Source organism: Pseudomonas sp. SJZ080 (genome assembly GCF_007828295.1).
Taxonomy (GTDB): Bacteria; Pseudomonadota; Gammaproteobacteria; order Pseudomonadales; family Pseudomonadaceae; genus Aquipseudomonas; species Aquipseudomonas migulae_A.
Genome location: NZ_VIUK01000030.1, coordinates 55,726 through 72,754 on the forward strand (window position 1 = coordinate 55,726; position 17,029 = coordinate 72,754).

Consider the following 17,029-nt stretch of genomic DNA (forward strand, 5'->3'; position numbering starts at 1 on the left):
GCAACGGGGCGCCCGTAGGAGCTGTCGAGTGAAACGAGGCTGCGATCTTTTGATTTTGCGCTTTAAAAGCAACGTCAAAAGATCGCAGCCTCGTTTCACTCGACAGTTCCTACGCATGAGGTGAACAGGGGGTTTCAGCAACATGCTCAACTATCGACAACTGCATTACTTCTGGGTGGTGGCCAAGACCGGCAGCATCGTGCGCGCCTGCGAGCAGCTGAACCTGACACCGCAGACCATCAGCGGGCAGATTTCCCTGCTGGAACAAACCTACGGGATCGAGTTGTTTCGCCGGGTTGGTCGACAGTTGGAACTCACCGAAGCCGGGCGTCAGGCCCTGCCCTACGCCGAGCAGATGTTTCAGCTCGGCGGTGAACTGGAGTTGATGTTGCGGGCGCAGCCCAATGAGCAGCAGATTCTGTTTCGGGTCGGCGTGGCCGACGTTGTGCCCAAATCCATCGTCTATCGCCTGATTGCGCCGACCATGGAGTTGAGCGAGCCGCTGCGTATCACCTGTCGCGAGGACAAACTCGAACGCTTGCTGGCCGACCTGGCGATTCAGCGCCTCGACCTGGTGATCTCCGACAGCCCGATGCCGTCGCACCTGGACATCAAGGGCTACAGCCAGAAACTCGGGGAATGCGGGATCAGCTTCTTTGCCACCGCTGAACTCGCGGCGCAGTACGGGCAGGATTTTCCGCGTAGCCTGCATGGCGCACCGTTGCTGATTCCGGGGCCGGAAACCGTGGTGCGCAGTCGCTTGCAGCGCTGGTTTGCCGAGCAACAGATCCAGCCACGAATCGTCGGCGAGTTCGACGACAGCGCGTTGATGCAGGCGTTTGGTCAATCCGGCAGCGGGATTTTCATCGGCCCGAGCGTGATTGCCGATGAAGTGAAACACCAGTACGGCGTGGAGCTGATTGGCCAGACCGATGCCGTGACCGAGTCGTTCTACGCCATTTCGGTGGAACGCAAGGTCAAGCACCCCGGCATCGTTGCGATTACCGAAGGTGCCCGACGCGAGCTGTTTACCGCGATGTGAAGGGTCAGGCGCAGATTTCGCGGGGTTTGAAGGTCATCAGCGCCATGGCCAGCAGAATCGAAGCCAGGATAAATGCTGCCGCTGCAAAGCCAAGCCCGCCGAGGCCAACGCTGTCGATCACGCGCCCACCGACCATCGCACCCAGACCAATCCCGAGGTTGGCCCCGGCAATGTTCAGCGACGCGGCAAAGGCCGGCGCTTCAGGCGCTGCTTTCATCAAACGCACATGACTGACCAGGAACAACGCCGCCTGCGTCACACCCCAGATCCCCATCGCCGCCGCCAGCCCCAGCGGCGAATGAATGTTCGGCACCAGCGCCACCATGCCGGCAATCATGAAGGCGCAGAACGTCACGGAAGCGATCAGCGGATGACGATCCACCGCACGACCGCCCAGCGAATTGCCGATCAGGCCGACCGCGCCGAAGCCCATCAGGCACCAGCCGACCACCGTGCCATTGAAGCCGGCCAGCCGCTCAAGGATGTCGGCCAGATAGGTGTAAGCGGTGAACATGCCGCTGAACACCAGGATCGACAGCAACACGTGCTCAATCATCAGCGGGCTGCGCAGGATCTTGAACTGTGAACGGAAACTCACCTGATGCTGGTGCAGGCTGGTCTTCGGCAAGTAGATAAACAGCAACAACGCCTTGGCAAACGCGATCACCGCCAGAATGCCAAAGGCACTGCGCCAACCGAATGCATCGGAAATCAGCGTGCCTACCGGAATGCCAAACACCGTGGCGCAGACGATACCGAAACCAATCTTGGCGATTGCGCGCCCGGCGTAATCAGGCCCGACGATGTCCACCGCCGTCTCGCTGGCCAGCGCCCAGAACACCGGCAGCCCGAGCGCGGGGATCAAGCGCGCAACGGCCATCACCCAAATGTTCGGCGCAAATGCCGCGAGGGTGTTGGCCAGGCCGAACATGATCAACACCGAGATGAATAGCTTGCGCCGTTCGAACCGGGCGAAGTACGCGGTCAGGAACGGCCCGAATGCGGCGACGGTGAAAGCGAACAAGGTCACCAGCAAACCCGCTTGCGCGATGGTGACTTCAAGGTCGCGGGCAATCGCCGGCAACAGGCCGACGATGACGAATTCCGTGGTCAGCACCGTGAAACCGGCAGCGGACAACAGAAGGATGGGCAACAGCATGCAGAACTCCAGAAAACGACAACACCAGCGATAGCCCGAAGGCCCACTGGCAGAGATGAAAATGAGGATGCGCAATCTTAACAGAGTGTTTCCAAACGCGGTTGCACGAACCTGCCATTCACGTTTAACAGGCGGGTGGCAGATCGTCACAGGTCTGAAGGATACAGACGACGCTGTGATAAAGTCCGCGCCCTGCGATTCGTACACCCTGTTCATCCGCCCTTTAATGGACGCGATGTCGCGACACACCGCACCTAATAAAATCAGAGATGCCGTTTTATGACCGCTTCATCCCCTTCGCTATTGCAACGCTTGAAACGCTTGAGCCTGGTTACGCAAATCATCATCGGCCTGCTTGCCGGGATTGCCCTGGCGCTGGTTGCGCCCGAGGTGGCGAAGTCCACCGCGTTCATCGGCAAAGTGTTCGTCTCGGCGCTGAAAGCTGTCGCGCCGATTCTGGTATTCGTGCTGGTCATGGCGTCGATCGCCAACCACAAGCACGGCCAGGAAACCCACATCCGGCCGATTCTGTTTCTGTATCTGCTCGGCACGTTTGCCGCCGCGGTGGTCGCGGTCGTGGCCAGCATGATGTTCCCGTCGAGCCTGGTGCTGTCCACCCATGACGTCGCGGTGACGGCGCCGGGCGGTATCAGTGAAGTGCTGCAAAGTCTGCTGCTGAGCGTGGTGGATAACCCGGTCAGCGCGCTGATGAATGCCAACTTCATCGGCATTCTGGCGTGGGCCATCGGCATGGGCATCGCCATTCGCCATGCCGGTGACACCACCCGAGAAGTACTCGGCGATTTGTCTAACGGCGTGACACTGATCGTGCGTCTGGTGATCCGTTTTGCACCGCTGGGGATTTTCGGCCTGGTGGCTTCGACCCTTGCCACTTCCGGTTTCGGTGCCTTGATCGGTTATGCGCATCTGCTGGCGGTGTTGCTGGGTTGCATGCTGTTTGTGGCACTGGTGATGAACCCGGTGATCGTGTTCTGGAAGCTGCGTCGCAACCCGTATCCGCTGGTGATGATGTGCTTGCGTGAAAGCGGCATCACGGCGTTTTTTACTCGCAGCTCGGCGGCGAACATTCCGGTCAATCTGGAGTTGAGCAAACGCCTGGGCCTGCATGAGGATACTTACTCGGTTTCGATTCCGCTGGGTGCGACGATCAACATGGCGGGGGCTGCGATTACCATCACCGTGCTGACGTTGGCGGCTGTGCATACGCTGGGTATTGTGGTGGACATTCCGACTGCCATTCTGTTGAGCGTCGTTGCGGCGATCTGTGCTTGTGGCGCTTCGGGCGTGGCGGGGGGATCGTTGTTGCTGATTCCATTGGCGTGCAGCTTGTTTGGCATTCCGAGCGAGATTGCCATGCAGGTGGTAGCGGTGGGTTTCATCATTGGGGTGTTGCAGGATTCGGCGGAGACTGCGTTGAATTCTTCGACTGATGTGTTGTTTACGGCGGCGGCTTGTTTGGGTGAGGAAGAGAAGGTTCAGCGCTTGGCGTGATGGGGGGGGTTGGTGGTTGTTTGGATTGGGGGCATATCCGTTTCTGCGGTAACGGCGGGTATTGGTTCCGCCCTTACGGCGGGCCCGCCGCCATCGGCCATACATGGCCGGGGGCGGCTACCGCGGCATCCCTGCCGCGGTGCCCACTGCGCAGAACCTGCGCCCGGCCTCTCGTGAGGGGGCGTGCACCTCAAGATCAAAAGCGAAAGGCGAGCTAACGCTCGGGCTGATGAGTGGTGAAAATCAAAAGCAAACGCGATTCCCTGTAGGAGCCGGCTTGCTGGCGATAGCGTCCGTCCAGTCAATAAATTTGTTGGATGACCCACCGCCATCGCCAGCAAGCCGGCTCCTACAGGGGGATGTGTACGATCATAGAAACAGGTCGGCTGTCAGGCCGCCTTCGCGAGCAGGCTCACTCCCGCAAGGCCAACAAAAAGCCCGCCAAGGCGCAAACCTTGGCGGGCTTTTTTGTACCGGGGCGGTTTAGAACGCGCCCATGTAATCACGCTTGCCCACTTCCACACCGTTGTGACGCAGCAGCGCATAAGCGGTGGTGACGTGGAAGAAGAACTGCGGCAAGCCGTAACTCAACAGGTAAGCCTGGCCGCTGAAGCGCTTCTCTTTCGGCGTGCCCGGACGAGTAACGATCTCGATGCCTTCCTTGCCATTGATCTGCTCAGGCTTGATCTCGCCGATGTAAGCCAGAACCTTGGTCAACAGCGCTTGCAGCTCGGCGAAGGTGGTTTCAGTGTCTTCGTACTTCGGCACTTCGATCTCGGCCAGACGCGAAGAAACACCCTTGGCAAAATCCACAGCGATCTGAACCTGACGCACCAACGGGAACATGTCCGGGTACAGACGGGCTTGCAGGAAAGCGTTCGGGTCGATGTTCTTGGCGGTGGCGTGGGCTTCGGCCTTGTTCAGAACGTCGCTCAGGGCGGTGAGCATTTGTTTGAAAACCGGAACGGAAGCGTCATACAGGGAAATGGTCATGGCAGTCTCGTGTGGTGACAGGTGTGAAACGTGGGGTCGATTATAGCGATGCACGGTCCCAGGTGAAGCGATAGATATGGGCAGGCGGGCCAGGATGGCAATTGCCGTTATCGGCATCGGCACCGACGATCGACCACTGCGCCCGGGAGGTTTCGCCCAGCTCGCGGGCGGCCTGCTGATTGAAACACTGGCCGAGTTGTTCATCCGGCACCAACGCGTAAGCCTGCGGATGTTCGCGCAGCCATTGCGCTGCTTGCTCCACGGTTGAGCCGGCCATGCCGAAATGCACGATCGGTTGCCTTGCAAACAACCAATGCCCCTCGCGCCAGTTGACCAACACCAGATCGGCGCCCTGGGTCACGGCCGCCGCCTGCGCCATCAACGCTTCGTGGGGATTGTCACCGTCCTTGACCGGCTCGATGAAACCGCGGGCAAACCACAGCGCAAACCAGGCCACGGCCACCCCCTGGAAGATCCGCCAACCGAGCAGACGCCGACGGAACCAGCGCTTGAACAGCCACGGCATCAGCGGCGCGGCGACCAGCACCAGCCCCGGCAGTGCCGGATAGATGTACAACTTACGCTTGCCGCTGCTCAGGCAGAAGAAAAGCACGACCAGCACCACCCAACCCAGCAGCACCAGCACTCGACCGTCGCGCTTGCGCAATTGCCGGCGCCAGGCGGGAATCAGCCACGGCAACGCGAGCACCAACGGCAACCAATATTGCGGAATCACGTTGACGAAGAAGTACCAGAACGGCTCGCGATGATCCCAGGCTGCGGCATAGCGCCCCGCCGTCTGGCGCAGCAGGATTTCCCGCGCGTAGGCGATTTCGTCAGCGCCGCCATTGAGCGCGATGGACAGCGCCAAGGGCAGCAGCCAGATGGCAACGGCGCCCAGCACCACCACAAAACCCATCCACCATTTGCGCGCCTCGCCCGGCATCGCCACCACGCCAGGCCAGCCTTTGCGCACCGCGTAGGCATAAGGAATCAGCATCAACGCCGGCACGAAGCCGACCCCTTTGGTGATCACGCCGATCCCCATGGCGGCGCATCCAGCGTAAAACCAGCGCCAGGCAGGCCCGAGCAGCAGATGACGGGTCAGGCCGTACAGGCCCAGCGAGGTGAACAGAATCAGAAAACTGTCGATCTGGCCGGTCCGCAGAATGCTGTAGGTCTGATAGGTTGCCAGGTACAACAGCGCCGCGGTTCGACCGGCACGCCGGTTCCAGAGTCTGCGGCCCAGGTCGTAGAGCATGGCCGTGACCGAGGTGGCGGACAGCAACCCCGGAATGTAAAGGGCAATGGCGGGCATCCCGGTGATCCAGGTGAAAAACGCCACGGTCCACATGAAAATCGGTGGTTTATCGCCGTAAATCTCCGCGGCGCGATGGGGAATCAGCCACGAACCGCTGTGCAGCATCTCCAGCGCCACGCCGAGGAAGCGCTCCTCGTCCACATTCTGCGGCTGGCGCAGACCGAGTCCTGCGCCGACCAGCAACAAAGCAAGCAACATCAGCCCCAGGCATTCGACGCCGGGTGACAGGGTTCGGCGCATGGGTCAGTCCTTCAAGGTTTTGCTGCGGGCAATCAATTGCAGGTTGCGCAAGTAAACGATGGAGCCGAACGCCTGCCCGGCGATGAACACCGGGTCCTGTCGGTAAACCGCGTAGGCGAACAACAACGCGCTGCCGATGATGCTCAGGTACCAGAAGCTCACCGGAATCACACTGCGCTTTTTGTATTCGCTGTACAGCCACTGCAGGACAAAGCGGCCGGTAAAGGCGATCTGGCCACTGAAACCGACCACCAGCCACAGGGTTTCGCGGGACAGGTTCATCCTTCGATCTCCTGCGCGTGGGTGTTCAAACGCGTGCGCCTGATCAGCCACCAGACGCCGATCAGGTCGAGAATGCCGACCAGCGCACGGTCAATGTTGCCGTATTTGGACACCCCGGCCGTACGCGATCGATGGTTGACCGGATGGGTGATCATGCGACCGTTGTGGCGCTGGATCAGCGCGGGAATGTAGCGGTGCATATGGTCGAAATACGGCAAACGCAGAAACGCCGCACGCTGGATCAGTTTCAGCCCGCAACCGGTGTCCGGCGTCTGGTCCTTGAGCATGCGGCGGCGTATACCGTTGGCAAACCGCGAGGCCCAGCGCTTGCTCGCGGTATCGCGGCGGTTCACCCGATGCCCGGCCACCAACTGCAGGTCGGCGGTGGCTGACTCACTGCGCACCAGCGCCAGCATGCCGGGGATGTCCGCGGGGTCGTTTTGACCGTCGCCATCGAGTGTGGCCAGCCATTGGCCCCGGGCGGCCAGCGCGGCATGGTAGAGCGAAGTGCTCTGTCCCAGCGAACGCTCGTGCCGCAGGATGCGCAACGTGCTCAGGCCGCTGTGCCGGGTGTGTTGCAATGCCTGCAACGTGGCGTCAGTGCTGCCATCGTCGACAACGATCACTTCGTACGCTTCATCCGCCAGCGCAATGCGGATTTCTTCCAGCAGCGCGGGGAGATTGCTCGCTTCGTTCTTGGCCGGAATCAGCACGGATACAAATAGGTCTTGGCTCATAGAGGCCCCTGTTTCCCTGGATTTCTTATGATCGAGGGCCGACGTTTCAAATCTGATAAAAGTGGCGGTACCACTTCACGAATTGCGCAACGCCGGCCTCGACCGTCACTTGCGGACGAAAATCGACCCATTGCGCCAATGCCGAGACGTCTGCCCAGGTCTTGAGCACTTCGCCCGCCTGCATCGGCAGCAAATTGCGTTGGGCTCGCCGGTCCAGGGCCGACTCCAGGCAATCGACGAAATCCAGCAGCGCCACCGGCGTGCCACGCCCGATATTGAAAATCCGGTTCACGCCCTCGTCAGCGCCCTCCGGCAATGGCGGACGTGGACGCAGACGTACGATGCTTTCGACGATGTCGTCGATGTAGGTGAAGTCCCGCGACATCAGGCCCTGGTTGTAGAGGTCGATCGGTTTGTCGTTGAGGATCGCTTCGGTGAACTTGAACAGCGCCATGTCGGGGCGGCCCCAAGGTCCATACACGGTAAAAAACCGCAGGCCGCTGGCCTTGATTCCGTACAGATGGCAGTAGCTGTGGGCCATCAGCTCATTGGCACGTTTGGTCGCGGCGTACAGCGACACCGGATGATCGACGGCATCTTCGACGCAGAACGGCATTTTGCTGTTGGTGCCGTACACCGAGCTGCTCGAGGCATAGATCAAATGCTCCGGGCGATGGTGTCGGCAGGCCTCCAGCACATTCAGAAACCCCGTCAGGTTCGATTGCGCATACACGTCCGGGTTGTCCAGCGAGTAGCGAACGCCTGCCTGGGCGGCCAGGTGGATAACCTCGGTGAAGCGGTGCTCCTTGAACAACGCGATCAGGGCAGGTTTGTCGACGATATCCAGTCTCTGGAACTGAAAACCCGACAAGGCACGCAGTTCGTTGAGCCGGGCGTGTTTGAGCTCCACGCTGTAGTAGTCGTTGAGATTGTCGATGCCGACCACTTCAAGACCTTGCTCACACAGGCGCCTGACCGTGTGAAAACCGATGAAACCGGCGGCGCCGGTGACCAGCACGGTCATGGCAGGTACGCGCCGATCAGCGCATTATTACGGGTCGTTCCCAACGTCAGCGTCATGCCTTGCTCCAGGTTGCAGTCAATAAGGCCAGTGACGTCGTCGATACGCTCTGACGCCGCGCCTGTCAGGTGCGGCCGTCATTTCGCGGCCCTGCATACGGTGCCCGCCAGAATGTAAAAATAGCGTTATGGATTGATGTAGCTTTTATGACCATTGCCAGGGTGGCGCGACGAATTCAGTTGCCATTGGCGCACGCCAATCTAAAGTGCATGCCAGCAGGAGAAGAATATGAACCGGGGTAAGGACGCAGCATCATGAGCACTGAGCAAGAAACGACCTTCGACGAGCCGCGCCTGAACAGCACGGAAATCCGCATTCTCGGTTCGTTGATCGAGAAACAGGCCACCAGCCCGGAAACCTATCCGCTGACCCTCAACGCCCTGGTGATTGCCTGTAACCAGAAAACCAGCCGCGAACCGGTGATGAACCTCACCCAGGGCCAGGTCGGCCAGAGCCTGCGCGCCCTCGAAGGTCGCGGTTTTACCAAACTGGTGATGGGCAGCCGCGCCGACCGCTGGGAACACAAGGTCGACAAGGCCCTGGAGCTGGTGCCGGCGCAGGTGATCCTGACGGGGCTGCTGTTTCTGCGCGGCCCGCAGACGGTCAACGAACTGCTGACCCGCAGCGGCCGCATGCATGAATTCGAAGATGCCGAACAGGTTGTGCATCAACTTGAACGGTTGATTGCTCGCGGTCTGGCGTTACTGATTCCGCGTCAAGCCGGGCAACGTGAGGACCGTTATATGCATGCGCTGGGTGATCCGGCGGATATCGAAGCGATCCTCGCGGCGCGGCAGAATCCGGTAGAACGTGGTGCCGGCAGCGGTGTTTCCGTGGAGCGGATCGAAGAGCTGGAAGCGCGCATTGCCGCGCTGGAAGAGCGACTGGCACGCCTCGAGTAACCAGCGACACAGATCTAAATGTGGGAGCGGGCTTGCTCGCGAAGACGGTGGGTCAGTAAACACTTGTGGCGAAGGACCCACCGCTTTCGCGAGCAAGCCCGCTCCCACATTAGACAGGTGGTGTTGGTCATTACTCGCCGTCCCAGTAATCCACACCATCAGCCTGTCTGGCGACGGCGACGAAGCCCGACGCATTGCCCTGGGCATCGACCTTGAAGTCGTCCATCACCGCGTATTTGCCGGAGTCCGGATACTCGCAAATTTCCGGCGATTGCTGAGTGCTGACTGCCAGGTAGCGCAGCTCGCTGGCGCTGGTGTTGATGATCTGGTGCGCCGCTTCCGGACCGCCCGGCGGGCAGGCGATCACGTCACCGGCACGGATGGGAAAACGCTCGGCGCCGAGACGGATCTCCCCTTCCCCGGCCACCACGTAAAACATTTCCTCATTGACCCGATGGCTGTGAAAAGGACTGCCACGCATCCCCGGTTCCAGCACGTACAAGCGATAGCCAAGTTTTTGCGCACCCAGTTGCTGACCGACGCGAGCCATCCGCTGTTGATAGCGGCCAGCCGTTTCACCGGTCGGCGCCAGGGCTTCGGGCAGCGGTTCGAGTTCGACCTGATTGAGGTTGAGGATGGCGGGATGCATGGGAAACCTCGTTCACGGTTTTGTTTGTGATGGGCAGGTCTTGGCTTGCTGATGGGGAAGTATAGGCAGGGAAACTGCTGCGACCGACTGGAGACCGAGTTGCGCCCATCGCGAGCAAGCCCGCTCCCACAGAGATCGGTGTCGAACACGAACTTTGTGATCGACCAGAATCCTGTGGGAGCGGGCTTGCTCCGGGCGGCGTTCCGACGAAGGGGCCGGCACAGCCAACCAATAACGGAAGGCAGGCCTCAGCTGCGGGCAAACTCCACCGCTTTCTGGAACTGCTCCTGCGTCGGACGCACCCCGGTATAAAGCACAAACTGCTCCAGCGCCTGGATCGCGATCACCTCCAGCCCGGTGATCACTCGCTTGCCTTCGGCGCGACCGCGCACGATCAGCGGCGTTTCCGAGGGGATCGCCACCACATCGAAGACAGTCTGCGCAGCAGCAATGACGTCGGCGTCAAAGGCCAGTTGATCGGCCTCAGGCCCTCCAGTCATGCCGATCGGCGTGACGTTGATCAGCATCTGCGGCCGCCGGGTGCCCAGCTCGGCTTGCCATTCATAGCCCAGTGGCTCCGCCAGGGCACGTCCGGCGCGCTCGTTACGGGCGACAATCAGGCCGTTTTTGTACCCGCCATCGCGCAAGGCGCTCGCCACGGCCTTGGCCATGCCGCCGCTGCCACGCAGGGCAAAAGTCGATTCCTTGGGCACCTGATGGGTTTCCAGCAATTGAGCGATGGCGATGTAATCGGTGTTGTAAGCCTTGAGGTGGCCGTCGGTGTTGACGATGGTGTTGATCGATTGAATGGCGGCGGCGGACGCGTCCAGTTCATCGACCAGCGCAATGCACGCTTCCTTGAACGGCATCGATACGCCACAACCGCGAATGCCCAATGCTCGAATACCGGCGACGGCGCCAGTCAAATCCTGGCTGCGAAAGGCCTTGTAGTAGAAATTCAGACCCAACTGTTCGTACAGATGATTGTGAAATCGCAGGCCAAAGTTCCCTGGGCGCCCCGACAGGGACATGCACAGCTGGGTGTCTTTGTTGGGGTTCATCTGCATGAAAAATCTCCTTTCAATAGCACTTTCAGATGGACGGGATTAGCCATTCCATCGAGATCTGATCGATCATATTGGCGTGCCTGCTCGTGGCAGCGCACGTGGGTAAGGAAGCCGGTACAGACCTTACACAAAATTTACCCAACGGCTGTGCTGATTTTCGAAAAAACGCTGTCTTAGAAGTATCCCCGCGACAATCCTTGGGTCTATTGCAGACGCAAGCGCCGGGTTGAAGAACCGAGGAATGATCATGATCCGTAAAATCCCCACAGTTGCCTTGCTGATCGGTGCTCTTGCTATCGCAGGGCAGGCAGAGGCTGGCGGCGGTCACGGTTGGCAAGGTCCAGCGGTATTTGGCGCGATCGTTGGCTCGGCCATCGTCGGTTCGGCCATCATCAACAGCAACCGGCCCGTTTATGTCCAGCAACAACCGGTTTATTACCAGCCGCAGCCGGTGTACGTGCAACAACCGCCACCGGTTTACTACCAGCCGGCGCCGGTCTACGTGCAACAACCGGTCTATTACGCCCCGCCGCCGGTCTACTACGGTCCACCCCGTGGCTATTACGGCCCGCCACGCGGTTATTACGGCCCTCCCCACGGTTACGGCCGCTGGTAACAGGCGCACAAGGCCCCGCTTCTATAGCGGGGCTTTTTTATGCCCGTTCGTCGGTTAAGGTCTGAAAAAATCTCGCCAAGGTCGCTATCGGGACAGTCCCACAGGTTCAAGCGGGCAAGATTGACTCAAGCGCCCTTCCCCTGCGCCGGGGGAAACTGCCATGTTTATGTCATGTCAGGTCCGCAAGCTTGGATCTGTCCGTCAACAACAGGTTGATAACAACAAGGACGACCTTATGCCCACGCAAAACCCGCATCGCGATATCAGCTTGTGCACCTCCAGCAAGGTGTACAACGCCCTGACCGAACTCAAGCACCTGGAAGGCCATCGCAGCGCCAAGTTTCTTTCGCTGCTGGCCGAAAACCTGGTGCGCAAAGGCCTGCTCAACGAGCACGAAGTGGTCCACATGCTGGATCTGGTGGTCGACTGACAGACAGACGGTCGTTTGGGGCCACTGGCGTCAATGACGACTATCGAAAGCGTTGATTTCTCGTTCAAGCGCCGGGTCCGTAAGGTAGCTCCATAGATTGATGGAGGTACTTATGTCCCAGGTTCAGATCATGTCCGTTATCGGCAGCGCCGTTCCCGCCCCGCTTAGAGAGCTAGGATTGCTCGCCTGTTGGTATCTGGTACAGGACGGCGAACCGATCAGCGGCCCGATCACCTCGCTTAACGCCGCCAAGGCACTGTCGCAGAGCCTCGACAGCGGTCGACTCAGCGCCTAAGGCAGCTGCACCCGCGGCTTGGTTTCGATGAAAATCGCCCAGCTCGACATGAACAGCGCCGCGATCAAGGGCCCGATGACGAAGCCATTGAGTCCGAAAATCGCCAGGCCGCCCAAGGTCGAAATGAGGATGAGATAGTCCGGCATCTTGGTGTCCTTGCCCACCAGGATCGGTCGCAGCACGTTGTCCACCAGGCCGATCACGAATACGCCGAACAACCCCAGCACCACGCCCTGCCAGATCGCTCCGGTGAACAGGAAAAACGCCGCCACCGGCGCCCAGACAATCCCCGCACCCACCGCTGGCAACAGCGATAGAAACGCCATCAACACCGCCCAGAGCAACGCGCTCGGGATGTCCAGAAACCAGAAAATCAAACCACCGAGGGTGCCCTGCGTGATGGCCACCAGCAAGTTACCTTTCACCGTGGCGCGCACCACGCGATTGAACTTGAGTTGCAAGCGGCGTTTCTGGTGTTCCTCCAGCGGCACGGCAGCGCGAACCTTGCGTGCAAGCTCTGCACCGTCGCGCAAAAAAAAGAACAGCAGGTAGAGCATGATGAAAAACCCCACCACGAAATCAAACGTACCCTGCCCGAAACTGAATACCTGTGTGGCGACAAACTCGTTGCCCGACACCGCACTCTTGATGATCTTCTCCCGCAGCCCGTCCAGCTCACCGACCCCGGCCCGATCGAGCAATTGCTGAAAGTACGGCGGCAGGCTGTGCTTGAAATGGGTCACGTACCCCGCGATGTCCAGTTCGCCGCTTTCGATGCTTTTGTACAGCGCAGCCCCCTCTTGAACCAGCAGGATACTGAGGATGATCACCGGCAGAATGGCGATGATCAGGCAGATGCTAAGGGTGAGCAGCGACGTCAGGTTGCGTTGCCAGCCGAACTTCAGTTGCAGACGACGTTGCAGTGGCGAGAAGAGAATGCCGAGGATCACCGTCCAGAACACCGCGCCGTAGAACGGCAGCAAAATCCAGATAAACGCCGCGGTCACCAGCCCAAGCAGAATCACCAGCGATTTGTTTTGTACCGTCTCTTCGTTCATGTCCGATCCATGTCAGTCCGCAGGGACGCGATATCGCGTCCTGATGCTTAGTCCGCCACGGTTCGCGCGAGTGCCATCCGCTTGTTCATCAAGCATAGATCCAGATCAATGAAACCTGCGGCCAAGCCGATTACCCTCGCGGACTTTTGCGATCGACCCGCCCATGACCCTCGCCACGCCAGAACTGCTCGCCCCCGCCGGCACCCTGAAAAACATGCGTTATGCCTTCGCCTATGGCGCCGATGCGGTGTATGCCGGCCAGCCGCGCTACAGCCTGCGGGTACGCAACAACGAATTCGATCACGCCAACCTGGCGCTCGGCATTCGCGAGGCCCAGGCCCAGGGCAAGCGCTTCTACGTGGTGGTGAACATCGCCCCGCACAACGCCAAGCTCAAAACCTTTCTAAAGGATCTGGAGCCCGTGATCGCCATGGCTCCGGATGCGCTGATCATGTCCGACCCCGGCCTGATCATGCTGGTGCGCCGACACTTCCCGCAGATGCCGATCCATCTGTCGGTGCAGGCCAACACGGTGAACTGGGCGAGCGTCGAGTTCTGGCAACAACAGGGCTTGAGCCGCATCATCCTGTCCCGTGAGCTGTCCCTGGAAGAAATCGCCGAAATCCGCCAGCAAGTGCCCGCCATGGAGCTGGAAGTGTTCGTTCACGGCGCGTTGTGCATGGCCTACTCCGGCCGCTGCCTGTTGTCGGGTTACATGAACAAACGCGATGCCAATCAGGGCAGTTGCACCAACGCCTGTCGCTGGAAGTACCCGGCGCAAGAAGCCACGCAAAACCAGCTCGGCGAAATCGTGCAGACCTTCCAGCCCGAACCGACCCTGGGGATTGGCGCACCGACCGATCAGGTGTTCCTGTTGCGGGAAGCCAATCGTCCGGATGAACTGATGCCGGCGTTCGAGGACGAACACGGCACCTACATCATGAACGCCAAGGACCTGCGCGCCGTGCAGCATGTCGAGCGTCTGACGCAGATGGGCGTGCACTCATTGAAAATCGAAGGCCGGACCAAATCCCATTTCTATTGCGCACGGACCACTCAGGTGTATCGCCAGGCAATCGACGATGCGGTGGCCGGTCGCGCATTTGATCGCAGCCTGATGACCGATCTGGAATCCCTCGCTCAGCGCGGTTACACCGAAGGTTTTCTGCGTCGACATGTGCATGACGAATACCAGAACTATCAGAACGGCAGCTCGGTGTCGGAACGACAACAGTTTGTCGGGGAGCTGACCGGCGAGCGGCGTGACCGCTTGGCGGAGGTCAAGGTGAAGAACCGTTTCGGTCTGGGCGATCACATGGAACTGATGACGCCCAAGGGCAATTTCCACTTCGATCTGCATCAGTTGCAGAACGTCAAAGGCGAGCCCATCGACGTGGCGCCGGGGGATGGGCACACGGTGTACCTGCCGATTCCGGATGCGGTGGATTTGCGGTTTGGGTTGTTGATGCGGGATGTGCGCGAAATGTGATCCGTTGCCCCCCCCATAACCCCCTGTAGGAGCCGGCTTGCTGGCGATCCAGGCGACGCGGTCTGTCAAATGAACCGCGTCGCACGCATCGCCAGCAAGCCGGCTCCTACAGGGGAGCGTGATGCCGTTACGTGAACTCTTCGCGCAACATCGCCACAAACGCCTCTCGCGCCGGGTGCACCCCGGCGTTTTCATGCCAGTAAAACAGGTTGTCGATGGCCGTCAGCTCAGGGAATTCGTACCCCGCGCAACCGGCGCCCCTGGCGTACTGATCGAACACACCTTTGGGCACCAGCGCTACGCCCGCCCCCGCGCTGACGCAACCCACTATCGCGCCATAACTGGCCAGGCTGACAATCGGCAGCGCCTGCCCTTGGCGCAACAACCAGTGTTCCAGTGCCGCGCGGTAGGGGCAGCCCTGTGGCCACATGAACACGGTTTTATCCTGCAAATCGGCGATATCACGCACCGGGCCCAGGGATGTCGAGGCGATCAACAGCAGCTCCTCGCGGTACATCGGCGTGCGCTTGAGGTGCGCGCGCTCGACATCCACCGCGACGATTGCGCCGTCGAGCCGGTGGCTGACGGTGTCATCCAGCAATTGGCCCCAGGTGCCGGTGGTCAGTTCCAGCGCCACCGCCGGATAACGCTTGTGGAACTTGGCGAGCAAACGCGGCAAGCGCCCGGTGGCCGAGGATTCGATGGCACCGATGCGCAGCGGGCCGGAGGGGTCGGCCGCGGGGTCGACCGCACGCTTGGCCTCCGCCGTGAGCGCAAGAATCTTCGAGGCATAGGCCAGAAACGTCTGCCCCGACGGACTGATGCGCAACCCACGGCCTTCACGCAGAAACAGCGCGACACCCAACTCCGCCTCCAGCGCCTTGATCCGTGCCGTGATATTCGAGGGCACGCAATGCAGCAACTCGGCCGCACGGGCGATGCTGCCGACATCGGCAACGGTCTTGAACATGCGAATCTGCGCCAGCTCCATACATCACCAAAAGTGAATAGTTGACGCAGTATAAGTCAGTTGTGGCGAGCGTTCCGAGTTCTGATACTCGATGCATCTGTCCACAGGTGCCCGACCATGCAAACGCTCACACCCCCTTCGCCCGTCAAAATCATTCTGGCCATGGCGTTTGTCGTAGCCTGCTGGGGTTACTCCCCGACCGGCATTCACATCGGCCTGCAAGCCTATGACCCCGGGCATCTGGCTTTGCTGCGGTTCCTGGTGGCCTCTGCGTTCATGGCGATGGTTGCGCTGGTCAAAGGCATCAGCCTGCCGAATCGGCGTGATTTGCCGCTGCTGTTCGGCCTCGGTTTTTTTGCCGTGAGCCTGCATCACGTGGCGATCAACTTCGGCCAGCAAAGTGTCAGCGCCGGCGCGTCCAGTGTGCTGGCGCAAACAACGCCACTGTTCAGCACGCTGCTGGCGCGTTTCGTGTTCAAGGACCGCGTGAGCGTCTGGCGCTGGGGCTGTGTTTTTCTGGGGTTGGTCGGCGTGATGATCGTGGTCGCCGGTGATCGCGGGGTGGGCAGCATCGACGCCCACGGTTTGTTGATCCTGCTGGCGGCGGTGTCCTGGAGTTTTTACTTCGCATTGCAGAAGCACCACTCCGGGCGCTACGACGGACTGACGCTGGTTTGCTACACGGTGTGGTCGGGGACAGCGTTGTTGCTGGTGTACCTGCCGGGGTTGGCGACACAAGTACTCAGCGCGCCAATGCATGTGCAATTGGCGGTGGTGGCGTTGGGCGTGTTTCCCAGTGCGCTCGCTTACCTGGCCTGGGCGTTTGTGTTGGCACATGTTGATTTGAGCCGGGCGACGATGACGCTGTATCTGGTGCCGCCAACGGCGATGGCGATGGCCTCGGTTGCGTTGGGGGAGCGGCCGACGGTGATGATTGTTGTGGGGGCGATGGTGGTGTTGGTCAGTGTCTTGGCGTTGAATCTGGAGCGGCGGTGGGTGGTGATTCGAAGAGCGAGTGCCTGACACCGGATTAGTCTTGATTCGTCTGGCGTCTTCGCGAGCAAGCCCGCTCCCACAGGGGAATGCATTTCAATGTGGGAGCAACTGTCTTCACCCTGCCATTCGTCACCGCCACTCCGTGCCGTCTCTCAGCATGGCATTCAGTCTGATCAGTAATATTCGCATG

18 protein-coding genes are annotated in these 17,029 nt (G+C 60.2%); 8 read left to right on the top strand and 10 right to left on the bottom strand.

Features of this window, described 5'->3' with window-relative positions; translation table 11 throughout:
• Nucleotides 1-142: 142 nt before the first annotated feature.
• Nucleotides 143-1,042: a transcriptional activator NhaR gene (gene nhaR / locus FBY04_RS28220; RefSeq protein ID WP_084319760.1), complete on the top strand. Its 900-nt coding sequence runs from the start codon at nucleotides 143-145 to the stop codon at nucleotides 1,040-1,042.
• A gap of 4 nt (nucleotides 1,043-1,046) precedes the next feature.
• On the opposite strand, the gene FBY04_RS28225 is transcribed toward nhaR, so the two are convergent.
• Nucleotides 1,047-2,201 carry an MFS transporter gene (locus FBY04_RS28225; protein ID WP_145318656.1) on the bottom strand — a complete coding sequence of 385 codons (1,155 nt, stop codon included), beginning with the start codon at nucleotides 2,199-2,201 and terminating at the stop codon, nucleotides 1,047-1,049.
• A 279-nt stretch (nucleotides 2,202-2,480) separates the two neighbouring features.
• On the opposite strand from FBY04_RS28225, the gene sstT reads away from it, so the two are divergent.
• Nucleotides 2,481-3,713, top strand: coding sequence for a serine/threonine transporter SstT (gene sstT / locus FBY04_RS28230; protein ID WP_145318660.1), 1,233 nt, complete (start codon nucleotides 2,481-2,483; stop codon nucleotides 3,711-3,713).
• 483 nt (nucleotides 3,714-4,196) lie between these two features.
• On the opposite strand, the gene FBY04_RS28240 is transcribed toward sstT, so the two are convergent.
• Genes FBY04_RS28240 through FBY04_RS28260 form a run of 5 tightly spaced genes read right to left on the bottom strand, consistent with a single transcriptional unit; the run spans nucleotide 4,197 to nucleotide 8,310 of the window.
• Nucleotides 4,197-4,706 carry a DUF1993 family protein gene (locus tag FBY04_RS28240; protein WP_084319757.1) on the bottom strand — a complete coding sequence of 170 codons (510 nt, stop codon included), beginning with the start codon at nucleotides 4,704-4,706 and terminating at the stop codon, nucleotides 4,197-4,199.
• A gap of 40 nt (nucleotides 4,707-4,746) precedes the next feature.
• On the bottom strand, nucleotides 4,747-6,267 hold the full coding sequence (locus tag FBY04_RS28245; protein ID WP_145318665.1) for a glycosyltransferase family 39 protein: 1,521 nt from the start codon (nucleotides 6,265-6,267) through the stop codon (nucleotides 4,747-4,749).
• A 3-nt stretch (nucleotides 6,268-6,270) separates the two neighbouring features.
• Complete coding sequence (locus tag FBY04_RS28250) at nucleotides 6,271-6,549, bottom strand: lipid-A-disaccharide synthase N-terminal domain-containing protein (protein ID WP_084319755.1); 279 nt, start codon at nucleotides 6,547-6,549, stop codon at nucleotides 6,271-6,273.
• Nucleotides 6,546-7,286: a glycosyltransferase family 2 protein gene (locus FBY04_RS28255; RefSeq protein WP_145318668.1), complete on the bottom strand. Its 741-nt coding sequence runs from the start codon at nucleotides 7,284-7,286 to the stop codon at nucleotides 6,546-6,548. Before FBY04_RS28255 ends, FBY04_RS28250 begins: the two co-directional genes overlap by 4 nt.
• A 46-nt stretch (nucleotides 7,287-7,332) precedes the next feature.
• Complete coding sequence (locus FBY04_RS28260; RefSeq protein WP_084319753.1) at nucleotides 7,333-8,310, bottom strand: NAD-dependent epimerase; 978 nt, start codon at nucleotides 8,308-8,310, stop codon at nucleotides 7,333-7,335.
• A gap of 311 nt (nucleotides 8,311-8,621) precedes the next feature.
• Between FBY04_RS28260 and FBY04_RS28265 the strand changes: the two genes are divergently transcribed.
• A complete protein-coding gene (locus FBY04_RS28265) occupies nucleotides 8,622-9,269 on the top strand; it encodes a YceH family protein (protein WP_084319752.1) in 648 nt (215 codons plus the stop codon).
• A 130-nt stretch (nucleotides 9,270-9,399) separates the two neighbouring features.
• Here the strand turns inward: FBY04_RS28265 and FBY04_RS28270 are convergent, their stop codons facing one another.
• Nucleotides 9,400-9,918: a cupin domain-containing protein gene (locus tag FBY04_RS28270; protein ID WP_084319751.1), complete on the bottom strand. Its 519-nt coding sequence runs from the start codon at nucleotides 9,916-9,918 to the stop codon at nucleotides 9,400-9,402.
• A 248-nt stretch (nucleotides 9,919-10,166) separates the two neighbouring features.
• Nucleotides 10,167-10,985, bottom strand: a complete 819-nt coding sequence (locus tag FBY04_RS28275; protein ID WP_145318671.1) for a shikimate 5-dehydrogenase — start codon at nucleotides 10,983-10,985, stop codon at nucleotides 10,167-10,169.
• 247 nt (nucleotides 10,986-11,232) lie between these two features.
• Here FBY04_RS28275 and FBY04_RS28280 point away from each other — a divergent pair, with 247 nt between their 5' ends.
• The 3 genes from FBY04_RS28280 (at nucleotide 11,233) to FBY04_RS28290 (ending at nucleotide 12,326) form a co-directional block, all read left to right on the top strand.
• The gene (locus FBY04_RS28280) at nucleotides 11,233-11,601 is read left to right on the top strand and encodes a hypothetical protein (protein ID WP_084319964.1); all 369 of its coding nucleotides are present in this window, start codon (nucleotides 11,233-11,235) and stop codon (nucleotides 11,599-11,601) included.
• 235 nt (nucleotides 11,602-11,836) lie between these two features.
• The gene (locus tag FBY04_RS28285) at nucleotides 11,837-12,031 is read left to right on the top strand and encodes a hypothetical protein (RefSeq protein WP_084319749.1); all 195 of its coding nucleotides are present in this window, start codon (nucleotides 11,837-11,839) and stop codon (nucleotides 12,029-12,031) included.
• A 112-nt stretch (nucleotides 12,032-12,143) separates the two neighbouring features.
• Entirely contained in the window at nucleotides 12,144-12,326 is a 183-nt protein-coding gene (locus FBY04_RS28290) for a hypothetical protein (protein ID WP_084319748.1), read from the top strand.
• Here FBY04_RS28290 and FBY04_RS28295 read toward each other — a convergent pair.
• Nucleotides 12,323-13,384: an AI-2E family transporter gene (locus tag FBY04_RS28295; RefSeq protein ID WP_145318674.1), complete on the bottom strand. Its 1,062-nt coding sequence runs from the start codon at nucleotides 13,382-13,384 to the stop codon at nucleotides 12,323-12,325. The genes FBY04_RS28290 and FBY04_RS28295 overlap by 4 nt on opposite strands.
• Before the next feature lie 163 nt (nucleotides 13,385-13,547).
• On the opposite strand from FBY04_RS28295, the gene yegQ reads away from it, so the two are divergent.
• Nucleotides 13,548-14,873 carry a tRNA 5-hydroxyuridine modification protein YegQ gene (gene yegQ / locus FBY04_RS28300; protein WP_145318676.1) on the top strand — a complete coding sequence of 442 codons (1,326 nt, stop codon included), beginning with the start codon at nucleotides 13,548-13,550 and terminating at the stop codon, nucleotides 14,871-14,873.
• Nucleotides 14,874-15,000: 127 nt separating this feature from the next.
• Here the strand turns inward: yegQ and FBY04_RS28305 are convergent, their stop codons facing one another.
• Nucleotides 15,001-15,864 (bottom strand): LysR substrate-binding domain-containing protein, encoded by an 864-nt coding sequence (locus FBY04_RS28305; RefSeq protein WP_084319745.1) that lies wholly within the window; start codon nucleotides 15,862-15,864, stop codon nucleotides 15,001-15,003.
• 96 nt (nucleotides 15,865-15,960) lie between these two features.
• Between FBY04_RS28305 and FBY04_RS28310 the strand changes: the two genes are divergently transcribed.
• Nucleotides 15,961-16,866, top strand: a complete 906-nt coding sequence (locus tag FBY04_RS28310) for a DMT family transporter (RefSeq protein ID WP_145318679.1) — start codon at nucleotides 15,961-15,963, stop codon at nucleotides 16,864-16,866.
• Nucleotides 16,867-17,029: the final 163 nt, after the last annotated feature.